The 12,088-nt window shown below is 66.2% G+C and carries 10 protein-coding genes and 1 tRNA gene; 5 read left to right on the plus strand and 6 right to left on the minus strand.

The genetic code is table 11. The features are described from left to right. Nucleotides 1-112: 112 nt before the first annotated feature. Nucleotides 113-1,012, minus strand: a complete 900-nt coding sequence (locus GQ57_RS30505; protein ID WP_031401964.1) for a DMT family transporter — start codon at nucleotides 1,010-1,012, stop codon at nucleotides 113-115. A gap of 336 nt (nucleotides 1,013-1,348) precedes the next feature. Here GQ57_RS30505 and acs point away from each other — a divergent pair, with 336 nt between their 5' ends. From acs to GQ57_RS30520, 3 genes are all read left to right on the plus strand, one after another. Beyond that, entirely contained in the window at nucleotides 1,349-3,331 is a 1,983-nt protein-coding gene (gene acs, locus GQ57_RS30510; protein ID WP_034199805.1) for an acetate--CoA ligase, read from the plus strand. A gap of 83 nt (nucleotides 3,332-3,414) precedes the next feature. Further along, on the plus strand, nucleotides 3,415-3,759 hold the full coding sequence (locus tag GQ57_RS30515; RefSeq protein WP_034199806.1) for a DUF4212 domain-containing protein: 345 nt from the start codon (nucleotides 3,415-3,417) through the stop codon (nucleotides 3,757-3,759). Nucleotides 3,760-3,762: 3 nt separating this feature from the next. Then, nucleotides 3,763-5,778, plus strand: coding sequence for a sodium:solute symporter family protein (locus GQ57_RS30520; protein ID WP_031401967.1), 2,016 nt, complete (start codon nucleotides 3,763-3,765; stop codon nucleotides 5,776-5,778). A 63-nt stretch (nucleotides 5,779-5,841) separates the two neighbouring features. Here the strand turns inward: GQ57_RS30520 and GQ57_RS30525 are convergent, their stop codons facing one another. The 5 genes from GQ57_RS30525 to GQ57_RS30545 form a co-directional block, all read right to left on the minus strand. After that, nucleotides 5,842-6,444, minus strand: a complete 603-nt coding sequence (locus GQ57_RS30525; RefSeq protein WP_031401968.1) for a hypothetical protein — start codon at nucleotides 6,442-6,444, stop codon at nucleotides 5,842-5,844. 40 nt (nucleotides 6,445-6,484) lie between these two features. Further along, on the minus strand, nucleotides 6,485-7,075 hold the full coding sequence (locus GQ57_RS30530) for a DUF2939 domain-containing protein (RefSeq protein WP_235215155.1): 591 nt from the start codon (nucleotides 7,073-7,075) through the stop codon (nucleotides 6,485-6,487). 92 nt (nucleotides 7,076-7,167) lie between these two features. After that, the gene (locus GQ57_RS30535; protein ID WP_034199807.1) at nucleotides 7,168-7,590 is read right to left on the minus strand and encodes a YunG family protein; all 423 of its coding nucleotides are present in this window, start codon (nucleotides 7,588-7,590) and stop codon (nucleotides 7,168-7,170) included. A gap of 289 nt (nucleotides 7,591-7,879) precedes the next feature. After that, nucleotides 7,880-7,970: transfer RNA gene (locus tag GQ57_RS30540), tRNA-Ser, on the minus strand. A 57-nt stretch (nucleotides 7,971-8,027) separates the two neighbouring features. Next, nucleotides 8,028-10,211 carry a TonB-dependent receptor gene (locus GQ57_RS30545; RefSeq protein ID WP_034199808.1) on the minus strand — a complete coding sequence of 728 codons (2,184 nt, stop codon included), beginning with the start codon at nucleotides 10,209-10,211 and terminating at the stop codon, nucleotides 8,028-8,030. 469 nt (nucleotides 10,212-10,680) lie between these two features. On the opposite strand from GQ57_RS30545, the gene GQ57_RS30550 reads away from it, so the two are divergent. Beyond that, on the plus strand, nucleotides 10,681-11,313 hold the full coding sequence (locus GQ57_RS30550; RefSeq protein ID WP_031401974.1) for a LysE family translocator: 633 nt from the start codon (nucleotides 10,681-10,683) through the stop codon (nucleotides 11,311-11,313). Nucleotides 11,314-11,362: 49 nt separating this feature from the next. After that, the gene (locus tag GQ57_RS30555) at nucleotides 11,363-11,779 is read left to right on the plus strand and encodes a hypothetical protein (protein WP_034199809.1); all 417 of its coding nucleotides are present in this window, start codon (nucleotides 11,363-11,365) and stop codon (nucleotides 11,777-11,779) included. Nucleotides 11,780-12,088 lie beyond the last annotated feature (309 nt).

A 12,088-nucleotide genomic window follows, 5' to 3' on the forward strand; every position in this document is an offset into this window, starting at 1 on the left:
TTGGAGGTACGGGCGCTGTGCGCAGGTATCGGGGGTAATCTTGAAAAGGCGCGCTATTGTAACGCGTCGACCGGCGCGACTGCAGCGACGCGCCGGGACTGCCGGGGACGGATCAGGAGGTGGCGGCCGGCACGCGTTTCACGCGCAGGCTCGCGAGAACGATGCCGGTGACGACGCAGGCGAGCGCGATGCCGTGCGCGAGCGTCGGGCGCTCGCCGAGGAACACGATGCCGTACGCGGCGGCCGCGATCGGCAGCACGGCGCTGAACACGCCGGCGAGGCTGCCAGGCACGTGCCGGATGCCTTTCATCCACAGCCAGAACGAGAAGATGCTGGCCGACAGCCCGTACCAGACGACGAGCGCCCAGGTGCCGGCCGGCACGCTCGCGTAATCGAAGCGCCACAGCGCCGTCGCGCCGAGCGGCAGCATCAGGAACAGGCCGAACAGGTGGGTGTATGCGCAAATGTCGATCGGTGCGAGCGTCTGCGTGAGCCGGCGCGACAGGATCACGTAGATCGATTCGCAGCACACCGCGCCGAGGATCAGCAGGTTGCCGGCCAGCGAACCCGACGCATCGCCGTGCGCGGCCGCATTGCCGTTGGCGAGGTTGATCGTCACGACCCCGGCGATCGCGAGCGCGATCGACACGAGCGCACGGCCGTTCGGTTTTTCACGCAGGATCAGCCACGCGAACAGCGCGACGATCGCCGGGATCGTGCTCGTGATGACGCCGGCCGCGACCGCGCTCGTGCGCTGCACGCCGTTGAGCATCAGCAGCGTGAACATGAAGGTGCCGAAGAACGCCTGCAGGAACAGGTTCAGCCATTCCCCGCGCTTGACCGCCCGCATCTTCACGGGGCGGAACAGCGGCCACAGCACGGCGATCGCGATCACGAAGCGCAGCGTGGCGAGGATCGCGACGGGGACGAATGCAACGATGGATTTGCCGATACCGACGTTGCTGCCGACGAACAGCATCGACAGGATGAGGAAGAGGGCGTAGCGATTCAAGCTGGAATCCGGAAGGCGAGTTCAGTTAGGATTGTAGGGTCGCGGTCGTAACAGCGTAAAGCCGACCGTCAGGCGCCGCCGCCTCGCGTGCCAACCGGCGAACGGCGAACCGGACGACAATGCCGCGTAAGTGACGGGTAAGTTCGAGCGCTTATCGTGGAAACCGCCGGATCGCGCGCTGATGGTCGCGCGACGTGGTGCGGTGCAGCATCGCGCGCAGCCTGACTGGCCGCGCGCGGGTGGTGGGAGACAGCGGCGCGCATGCGCCGGCCAAGACGCGCGGCGTGCACGATCGCGCCGCCATGCAGAGGATTCATGTTCACCAAGGGGTAGTCGATGTCTGCGATTGAATCGGTTCTTCACGAAACCCGTCAGTTTGCGCCGCCCGCGGCGCTCGAGAAGGCGGCGACCATTTCCGGCATGCCGGCCTATCGTGCGCTCGTCGCCGAGGCCGAGCGCGACTACGAAGGCTTCTGGGCGCGTCTCGCGCGCGAAGGCCTGACGTGGCACAAGCCGTTCTCGACGGTGCTCGACGAGAGCAACGCGCCGTTCTACAAGTGGTTCGACGACGGCGAGCTGAACGCGTCGTACAACTGTCTCGACCGTCACGTCGAAGCCGGCAACGGCGAGCGCGTCGCGGTGATCTTCGAGGCCGACGACGGCTCCGTCACGCGCGTCACCTATGCGGATCTGCTGGCGCGCGTGTCGCGCTTCGCGAACGCGCTGAAGAAGCGCGGGATCGGCAAGGGCGACCGTGTCGTCATCTACATCCCGATGTCGATCGAAGGGATCGTCGCGATGCAGGCCTGCGCGCGCATCGGCGCGACGCACTCGGTCGTGTTCGGCGGCTTCTCCGCGAAGTCGCTGAACGAGCGGCTGGTCGACGTCGGCGCGGTCGCGCTGATCACGGCCGACGAGCAGGCCCGCGGCGGCAAGACGCTGCCGCTCAAGAGCATCGCCGACGAGGCGCTCGCGCTGGGCGGCTGCGACGCGGTGAAGAGCGTGATCGTGTATCGCCGCACCGGCGGCAAGGTCGACTGGCATGCGGAGCGCGACCTGTGGATGCACGAGCTCGTCGACGGCGAGTCCGAGCACTGCGAACCGGAATGGGTCGGCGCCGAGCATCCGCTGTTCATCCTCTATACGTCGGGTTCGACCGGCAAGCCGAAGGGCGTGCAGCACAGCACGGGCGGCTACCTGCTGTGGGCCGCGCAGACGATGAAGTGGACCTTCGACTGGAAACCCGACGACGTGTTCTGGTGCACGGCCGACATCGGCTGGGTCACGGGCCACACGTACATCACCTATGGGCCGCTCGCATGCGGCGGCACGCAGGTCGTGTTCGAAGGCGTGCCGACCTACCCGGACGCCGGCCGTTTCTGGAAGATGATCGGCGATCACAAGGTCACCGTGTTCTATACCGCGCCCACCGCGATCCGTTCGCTGATCAAGGCGGCGGAGGCCGACGACAAGGTGCACCCGAAGAGCCATGACCTGTCGAGCCTGCGCATCATCGGCACCGTCGGCGAGCCGATCAATCCGGAAGCGTGGATGTGGTACCACAAGCACGTCGGCCAGGAGCGCTGCCCGATCGTCGATACGTGGTGGCAGACCGAAACCGGCGGCCACATGATCACGCCGCTGCCGGGCGCGACGCCGACCGTACCCGGTTCGTGCACGCTGCCGCTGCCGGGCATCATGGCCGCGGTGGTCGACGAGACCGGCCAGGACGTCCCGAACGGGCAGGGCGGCATCCTCGTCGTCAAGCGCCCGTGGCCCGCGATGATCCGTACGATCTGGGGCGACCCGGAACGCTTCAAGAAGAGCTACTACCCCGAGGAACTCGGCGGCCGGCTGTATCTTGCCGGCGACGGCACGGTGCGCGACAAGGACACCGGCTACTTCACGATCATGGGCCGGATCGACGACGTGCTGAACGTGTCGGGCCACCGGCTCGGCACGATGGAGATCGAATCGGCGCTGGTCGCGCACGAACTCGTGGCCGAGGCGGCCGTGGTCGGCCGTCCCGACGATACGACCGGCGAAGCGGTCGTCGCGTTCGTCGTGCTGAAGCGTTCGCGTCCGGAGGGCGAGGAGGCGGCTACGCTCGCGAAGGAACTGCGCGACTGGGTCGGCAAGCAGATCGGGCCGATCGCGAAGCCGAAGGACATCCGTTTCGGCGACAACCTGCCGAAGACGCGTTCGGGCAAGATCATGCGGCGCCTGCTGCGCTCGCTCGCGAAGGGCGAGGCGATCACGCAGGACACGTCCACGCTCGAGAATCCGGCCATCCTCGACCAGCTCGCCGAAGTACGCTGATCGCACCGGTTGCGCGTCATGCGCATGCGCCCCTGCGCGGCAATCCCGATTGCCCGCGCAGGGGCTTTTTGCTACATAACGGCATGACCGCTCCGACCCGTTCCGCGCGTGCCGCGCCGCCACCCGTTCCCGAACCGCTCGCGCGCGCCCATGCGCGCTACTGGCGTTTCAACGTCGCGCTGATCGCGGTGCTGATGGCGATCGGCTTCGCGGTGTCGTTCGTCGTGCCGTTCTTCGCGCCCGCGCTCGCGGGGATCCGCTTTGCCGGATTCAGTCTGCCGTTCTATGTCGGCGCGCAGGGCGCGATTCTCGTGTACCTCGTGCTGATCGTCGTCTACATCGGGCTGATGCAGCGCGCGGACCGTGCGTTGCGCCGCGCGTACGACGATCATGCGGCGCTGGCCGGCAACGCACGCGGCGGGCGCTGAGTCATGCTCACGCATCGACTGATTCGCGCATACGCGCTCTACACGCTGGGGTTTCTCGGGTTCGTGCTGCTGATGTGGCGGATCGAGCGCGCAACCGGCTCCGGCGTATGGATCGGATACGTGTTCCTGTTCGTGCCGATCGCCGTGTACGCGGTGATCGGGCTGCTGTCGCGTACGTCCGATCTCGTCGAGTACTACGTGGCCGGGCGGCGCGTGCCGTCCGCGTTCAACGGGATGGCGACGGCGGCCGACTGGTTGTCGGCCGCGTCGTTCATCGGGCTGGCCGGGTCGCTCTACGCGACCGGCTACGACGCGCTGGCGTACCTGATGGGCTGGACGGGCGGATTCTGTCTCGTCGCGTTCCTGCTCGCACCGTATGTCCGCAAGCTCGCGCGCTACACGATTCCCGATTTTCTCGGGACGCGTTTTTCGAGCACGGCCGTGCGTGCGCTCGCGGCCGGCGCGGCGATCCTGTGTTCGTTCGTGTATCTGGTCGCGCAGATCCAGGGGATCGGCCTGATCGCGACGCGCTTCATTGGCGTCGATTTCGCGATTGGGATCTTCTGCGGGCTCGCGGGCATACTCGTGTGCTCGTTTCTCGGCGGGATGCGTGCGGTGACGTGGACGCAGGTCGCGCAGTACATCATCCTGATCAGCGCGATCCTGATTCCGGTGTCGCTGATCGCGATGAAGAACGGGCTCGGCCCCGTGCCGCAGTTCGGATACGGCAAGCTGATGGAGCGCGTCGCGGCGCGCGAGGCGCAGGTGCGCGACGCGGCCGGCGAGCAGCAGGTGCGCGACGCGTACCGCCGGCAGGCCGCGGATATCCAGACGCGGCTCGACCGGCTGCCGTCGTCGTATGCGGACGCGCGCCGCCATCTCGCCGAGCAGCTTGCCGATTTGCGCCGCCACAACGGGCCGCTGCGCGAGATCAGCCAGCGCGAACGCGAGCTGGCCGACTTCCCGCGCGATCCGGCGGCGGCGCGCGTCGCATGGATGCAGGCGCGCGACGACCTGCTGGCGCGTGCCGAGCCGCCCGTGCCGATGCACGAGCCGTTTCCTGCGGCGAACGACGACGAGCGGAAGCCGCGCGAGCGGAATTTCCTCGCACTGCTGCTATGCCTGTCGCTCGGCACCGCGAGCCTGCCGCACATCCTGACGCGCTACAACACGACCACGTCGGTCGCATCGGCGCGGCGCTCGGTGGGCTGGACGCTGTTCTTCATCGCGCTGTTCTATCTGAGCGTGCCGGTGCTCGCGGTGCTGATCAAGTACGAGATCCTCGCGAACCTCGTCGGGCGGCCGTTTGCCGAATTGCCGGCATGGGTCACGCAATGGCATCACTTCGAACCCGACCTGATCAGCGTCGTCGAGGTGATTCGCGACGGCATCGTGCACTGGTCGGAAATCCAGATGCAGCCGGACATGGTCGTGCTGGCCGCACCGGAGATCGCGGGGTTGCCCTATGTGGTTTCAGGATTGATCGCGGCCGGCGCCCTTGCGGCCGCGCTGTCTACGGCGGACGGACTGCTGCTGACGATCGCGAATGCGCTGTCGCACGACGTCTATTACTGCATGGTTGCGCCCGACGCATCGAGCCAGCGGCGCGTGACGATCTCGAAGGTGCTGCTGCTCGGCGTCGCGCTGTTCGCGTCGTATGTCGCGTCGCTCAATACGGGGAAGATCCTGTTTCTCGTCGGCGCCGCGTTTTCGCTGGCAGCATCGAGTTTCTTTCCGGTGCTGGTGCTCGGCGTGTTCTGGAAGCGCACGACGACGCGCGGCGCGATCGCCGGGATGGTGGCGGGGCTGGCGGTGTGCGTGTACTACATCGTGTCGACTTATCCGTACTTCACGCAGCTGACGGGATTCTCGGGGCGCACGTGGTTCGGGATCGAGCCGATCAGCTCGGGCGTGTTCGGCGTGCCGGCGGGGTTCGCGGTGGCGATCGCGGTGAGCTTGCTCGATCGGCAGCCGGATGAGTATACGCGGGCGCTGGTGGATTACATTCGGCACCCGTGACGCGAGACGGGCGCCGTTCGGGAGCGCCGGGCAGAAGAGCGGGGCACGGCACCGAGGGGCGGGTCAGAGCGCGGCGATCCCGAGTTCGGCGCCCTTGGTCGTTTGCACGCGGCTGAAGTCGCAGCTTCCATCCGTCACGCCGTTTGCGATGGGGATGGCGACGCAGACATAGGCACGCATGCCATGCGGCAGTGCCACGTGTCGAAATTCGCCGACCTTGATTGTCGCTACGCGGTCAACGGCAAATTGATCGGTGATCGGCGTCACGCCCGGCGCGATCGACATGGTCACTTCCGACGTCGAGCGGTCGATATGCGATTTCAGCGTCTGGCTGCTGCCGATCTCCCCCGTAACCGTGAAGCGTATCGACGCCTGTCCGTCGGACACGCGTTGAACGGTGATCGCGAGCGTCGGCCTGGCAATGCCCGCCGCGCATCGGCCGGCAGTGCATTCGCGAACGGACAGGAGCGTGCGGAACGGCAGTGCCGGCTGACCGATGACGGACAGGCCGGTTGCGGACCCGCCGTCGCGCAGTGCTTGCTGCGACGGCGGAGGCGATGTGACGGCGACGGTGGTGCTGATCGTCGGGACTGAAGGCGTCGTCGCGCATGCCGACAGCATTGTCACGGCGCCAGCCATCATGACGAAGCGTGGACTGAATCGCATGGATCTGACTCGCGGAGCCGAAACCTCGTATATCGTCAGATCAATGCATATCTTTAGCGTGCGGCGTTCGGGATTCCACACGCCCGGCAATCAGTCCGTGGCGAATTTGTCGATCGGCAGATTGACGCCGGTCAGCTTCCAGGACCAGAGCCCGTCGCGCTTGAACACGAACGTCACCGAGTCGTCCGTTCCTTCTCGTGCGGTTGCGTGGACAGTCGACCAGTTCTTGTAGCGTACCGAATAGTCGGCCTTGGGCGTCCCGTTTGATACGGATGGCGCCGCGTCGTTGCCGGTATCCGCATGAACTGCTGCCGGCGGTTCGACTGACGATGTGGCAGCCGGCACTGCGGGGGGCCCCGGCGCGTGCGGGTTTGGCTGTTCCTTGAGCCATCATGGTCATGACGCCTGCCGGCGTAACCATCGTGTCGATGAACTGATTCACGAAACCCATCGCCATCATCATGCCTAGCCCGGCGAATGGATTCCTGCTCACGTCGGGCGAATTCGCCAGCTTCGCATGCATCATGGTCATGAGCTGGGCGCGCAGGTTTTCACGAAGCGACGGAAAGTCGATGTGCGAAGCGAACGAATCGGCATCCTTGTCCACCATCGCCGAGCGCATCTGGTACATGGCGATGTATGGGCTCGCCTAACTGGAAGCCACGCCTGCGGCATGGCTGTCGTCCTCAATAGCGCATGGAACCGCCAGCGTCGCATATTCCGTCAGGCTGGCTGGAATGGGGAATCATGGCCGTGCGCGTGCAGATAGTCGTCGACCCGTTTCAACAACAACGCGCAGCGTTGCGTGGTCGCTTCGCTATCGTTCAGTTCGTGACGTTCGAGGATCGAGAACTCCCGAACGATCGAACCGGTCGGGAACTGCTGCCAGCTGAGATCGATGTGGTACCAGTCGTCGCCGATACGAAGCCCGTTCCAGAAATGGACTTCCACCGCTGTTCCGGTCCAGACACTCCCTTTGACGATTTCGGTATCGGGGTAGTAGTGCTGCACCGTGCGGGAGGTGGGGTAGCACTGGCCCAACGCAGGATTTCCCGCCTGTTCGATCTCCCGATACGCGGTTCGTCTGTCCCAGGAGGCGATCAGCGCCTCACGAAGGCGGAGCATGAAATCCGGGGGGCGCACCATGGTCGGTCGGATCCTGTCGCGTCAAGGCGCCTGCGAGCGCTTAGGCGGCTGTTCGTTCAGTGAGCGATGGGCGAATTGTCGGCGATCCGGATAGGTGTGTCGAGCGATTGCCTGCGGCCGCGAGCCGCCGCAGACGAGTGCGGCAGCCAACCGCGGTCGGTCATGCTGGAATTTCATGGCGAGCGAGAGCGGCAACAAGATTCGGCGCCGGTGGAGCATTTCCGCATGATGGGCTGAAAAACAAAAAGCCCCGCAGATCATCGACCTTGCGGGGCTTTCTCATCAATTCTGGCGGAGAGAGGGGGATTCGAACCCCCGATAGGCGATTAACCTATACACGCTTTCCAGGCGTGCGACTTAAACCACTCATCCATCTCTCCGGAAGACCGAGAGTATAGCAAACTCTGGCGGCAACCCGCCACTCTCTTTGGAGCCCGTCAGAAATCCGTCGTCATCGACAGCCACACCGACCGCGGATCGCCCTGCGTCAGGTAGCCGCCGGTCGTCGACGACCAGTACGACTTGTTCGTGACGTTGCGCACGGTCGCGCGGAACGTCGTCTTCTTGCCGAACACTTCCGTCGCATAGCGCGCACCGAGATCGAAGCGGTCCCATGCCTGGATCGACATCGTGTTCGCGACGTCGAGGTACTGCGGCCCCGTGTGGATCCAGCGCGCGGTCAGCGTGACGCCGCGCAGCATCGGCACGTCGTATTCGGCGCCTGCGTTGAGCATGAACGACGGCACGCCGATCGGCCGGTTGCCGTCATTCGCGCCGCCTTCCGTGTTCTGCAGCGTCGCGTTGATGTACGTCGCGCCCGCGATCAGCCGCACGCCTTTCCACGGTTCGCCGTACACCGCCGTCTCGACGCCGCGGTGCCGCTGCGTGCCGTCGGCGCCGAACAGTTGCGACGTCGGATCGGTGTACGCCATCGGCTTCTCGATCTGGAACACCGCGAGCGACGCACCGTACTTGTCGGTGTCGTAGCGGATCCCTGCTTCGTATTGTTTCGACCGGAACGGGGACAGCGCCTGGCCCGCGTTGCGCGCCGTGTTCGGCGCAATCTCGCCCTGGGCGAGCGCCTCGCTGCGGTTCGCGAAGATCGACACGTTGCGCCACGGCTTCACGACGAGGCCGAATACCGGCGTCGTGATCGCGTCGCTATAGGTCGTCGTGACCGCGCCCGTGTAGTCGAAGTTGTCGACCGAGATCGACTGGCGGCGCGCGCCGATCGTGAACAGCACGCGATCGTCGAGGAAGCCGAGCGTGTCGGACACCGCGACGCTGCGCAGCCAGGTCTTGGTGACCGTGCCCGGGTCGCTCATGTCGCCGCCGGTGTCGGCGGTCGGCGGGTAGGCGACCGGCGCCGGATCGTAGAGCGTGGTCGGGAACGCGCTCGACATCGTGTAGGCCGACTGGCTGTCGATGCGGATGAACGACGCGCCGGCCGTGACGAAGTGCGACACGGGGCCGGTCGTGAAGCGGCCGCGCACGCCGGCTTCGGCCGATTGCGCATCTTCCTTGTGCGGCACGCTCAGGCGCGAGCCGGTCGTGCCGGACGACGAGTAGGTCGGCGTGTAGTAGTCGCCGTGCTCGTTCGTGTGCCGGGCGCCGGCCGACACGTAGGCCGTCCACGCGGGCAGGAAATCGTATTCGGCGCGCACGATCCCGACCGTGTCCTCGAGCTCGCTGAAGCTCCACGGCTGCGCGTAGTTGTGCGTCGCGGACGGCACGGACGGCAACTGGTTGCCGCTGATCAGCACGACAGGGCGCCCGTCGTCGATCCGCTGCCGCTGATACAGGAAGTCGCCGTACAGGCGCAGCTTGTCGCCGCGCCAGTCGAGCGATACGGCGGTCACGCTGCTGCGGCGGCGCTCGCCGTCGATGGCCGTGTCGCCGCCGCTGATCGACTGGTTCACGCGCACGCCGAACTGGCCTTCGCTGCCGAAGCGGCGGCCGATGTCGACGTGCGTGCCGATCGAACCGGACGTGGCGCCGTCGACGGTGACGCGCGTGAGCGGCTTGTCGTCCGCACGCTTCAACTGCAGGTTCACGCCGCCGCCGACCGCCGAGCCGTTCGGCGATGCGCCGCTCAGGAACGCATTCGCACCCTTGAGCACGTCGACGCGCTCGATCGCGTCGGTTTGGACGAGCTGTCGCGGCGTGACGCCGTACAGGCCGTTCAGCGACACGTCGTCGCCGGCGAGCTGGAAGCCGCGGATGATGAACACCTGCGAGAAGTTGCCGTACCCGGACCCGCTGCGCACGGCCGGATCGTTGTCGAGCACGTCGGCGAGCGTGCGCGCCTGCTGATCCTCGATCAGTTTCGAGGTGTAGGTGGTCATGCTGAACGGCACGTCGCTCGCCTTCTGCTGGCCGAGCACGCCGTAATCGGCGCCGCGCGCGACCTGGCCGCCCGCATAGGTCGGCGCGAGATCGCCGGGCAGCGGCTCGGCGGCGCCGGTCACGTTGATCGACGGCAGCACGGTCGCATCCGGCGATGCGCCGGCGGCGGTGGAGGCAGCCTGCTGGGCAAGCGCGGCGGCGGGAAGTGCGCAGACGAGCGCAATGCCGAATGCAATCGGCGTGAGACGCCGGACGGGTAACGAAAGTGTCGACATGGGACGCAAATCGGATGTGATCGGTGATCCGTCCCAGGGCGGCAAATTGGAATCCGGGCGGGGTGACGCGCCCGCTCTGTCGCGGGCATGTTTTTATCGAGCGGCGGAGTCTAGCGTAAACGAGAATCATTGTCGTTTAAAGACTGTTATTTCCCACTATTTGGGATTTCGTTCGATAAATTGGACATAAGGTGGCGGCGAGCGGGAGTTGCCGCATCGTTCCGGCGCGATGCCGGGCAGGGCGGCGCGCCGGAGCCGCTCGCGTGGCCGAGCGGGTGCAACGAAGCCGCGCCAGGATCGCCGGTCGCGACTGGCGTCGCAAGAAGGTCGAGCGGACATCGGGGCGAGCGTGCGATCATGGGCTGTCCGCATTCGTCGCATCAAACAGGCGCGCCGGCCCGAGGCCCGCGCGGCCGGTCGCGACGATGCCATTCGTCCGCACGCCCTCGCCAGAAGGAACGCCTACGTCATGTCGCTCTCCGCCTTGCTCGCCTTTGCCCTGATCCTGTCCGTCGGTGTCGCGACCCCCGGCCCGACGGTGCTGCTCGCGATGAGCAACGGCTCGCGGTACGGATTGCGTCACGCGCTGGTCGGCATGCTCGGCGCCGTGACCGCCGACGTCTTGCTCGTCGCGCTGGTCGGATTCGGCCTCGGCGTGCTGCTCGAAGCGTCGGAAACGGCGTTCGTGACGCTGAAGCTGCTCGGGGCGGCGTGGCTCGCGTACGTCGGCGTCCGGATGCTGATGTCGAGCGGGGGCGCCCCGGTCGGGCAGGCGGCGTGCGTGCCCGCGACGCCCGATCGCCGGACGGCCTTCCTGAAGAGCTTTTTCGTCGCGATGAGCAACCCGAAGTACTACCTGTTCATGTCCGCACTGCTGCCGCAGTTCGTCGACCGGTCGCACGCGATCGCGCCGCAATACGCGATCCTCGCGGCGACGATCGTCGTGGTCGACGTGATCGGGATGACCGGCTACGCGCTGCTCGGCGTGCATTCGGTGCGCGTGTGGAAAGCGGCGGGGGAGAAGTGGCTGAACCGCGTCAGCGGGTCGCTGCTGCTGATGCTCGCGGGGTACGTCGCGCTGTACCGGAAGGCCTCGCACTGACGCGGCGATGCAGCGGACAAGACAATAGCGGCACGGCGGCGGCGCGGCGATGAAGCCGATCGATCGGTTCGTGCTCGAGACACATGACGGCCCCTACGCGTCATGGCCGCCGCGCACGCATGTGCTCGTCGACGGCATGCGGTGCGGGTTCGCCGTTTCCGGCTATGTGCTGCTGCGCCAGTTCGAGACGCCGGCGGGGTATCTGCTCGTGACCGACTACGACTGCCCGTTCGAGGAAGCCGTTACGTTCACGCTCGTGTCGAAGGCGCCGCTGAAAGTGCGCGCGCAACACACGGTCGGCGCGATGTACGCGTCATGCCATCTCGACGATCTCACGTGGGTCGACGAACGGCATTTCAGCGCGACTTTCGTCGATATCGAAGGGCGCTGGGCGTTCGAGATTCGCGACCGTGCCGTGCCGTTCATCCTGCCCGGGCTCCGGGTGCGCCGCGTGCCGAACCGATAGCGCGCGAGCGGCGATCGCAGGCGTCCTGCCAGCGCTTGAGTGTCATCCGGAAGGCGCAAAATCGCACGGTTTCAATTTTCTTTCGCATCGGTCGGTGTGTAAGTTTCGGCGTGTCCGGAGCCGGCTCGCGCCACGCCGGAAGCGGCGCGAGCGGCGTCGGCTGGACATCGCGTTCGCACCGCACATTACAAAATGAATGGAAAGTGAAAGAATTCATTCTCTTGACGCGATGCGTCCGGGCCATTTATTGTCCGTCTGCCGTCCGTGAGAGAGCACGGGGGCAATCTCGGATGCGCGTCTCGCGCGCAC

Origin of the sequence: Burkholderia sp. MSh2 (assembly GCF_000731655.1) — a bacterium.
Classification (GTDB): Bacteria; Pseudomonadota; Gammaproteobacteria; order Burkholderiales; family Burkholderiaceae; genus Burkholderia; species Burkholderia paludis.

Excerpts from the sequence above, each read along its gene's own strand:
- GQ57_RS30515 (WP_034199806.1), top strand. The coding sequence starts at position 3,415 with ATGACCGCTCCGACCCGTTCCGCGCGTGCCGCGCCGCCACCCGTTCCC.
- GQ57_RS30530 (WP_235215155.1), bottom strand. The coding sequence starts at position 7,075 with ATGTACCAGATGCGCTCGGCGATGGTGGACAAGGATGCCGATTCGTTC.
- GQ57_RS30545 (WP_034199808.1), bottom strand. The coding sequence starts at position 10,211 with ATGTCGACACTTTCGTTACCCGTCCGGCGTCTCACGCCGATTGCATTC.
- GQ57_RS30520 (WP_031401967.1), top strand. The coding sequence starts at position 3,763 with ATGCTCACGCATCGACTGATTCGCGCATACGCGCTCTACACGCTGGGG.
- acs (WP_034199805.1), top strand. The coding sequence starts at position 1,349 with ATGTCTGCGATTGAATCGGTTCTTCACGAAACCCGTCAGTTTGCGCCG.
- GQ57_RS30535 (WP_034199807.1), bottom strand. The coding sequence starts at position 7,590 with ATGGTGCGCCCCCCGGATTTCATGCTCCGCCTTCGTGAGGCGCTGATC.
- GQ57_RS30555 (WP_034199809.1), top strand. The coding sequence starts at position 11,363 with ATGAAGCCGATCGATCGGTTCGTGCTCGAGACACATGACGGCCCCTAC.
- GQ57_RS30550 (WP_031401974.1), top strand. The coding sequence starts at position 10,681 with ATGTCGCTCTCCGCCTTGCTCGCCTTTGCCCTGATCCTGTCCGTCGGT.
- GQ57_RS30525 (WP_031401968.1), bottom strand. The coding sequence starts at position 6,444 with ATGCGATTCAGTCCACGCTTCGTCATGATGGCTGGCGCCGTGACAATG.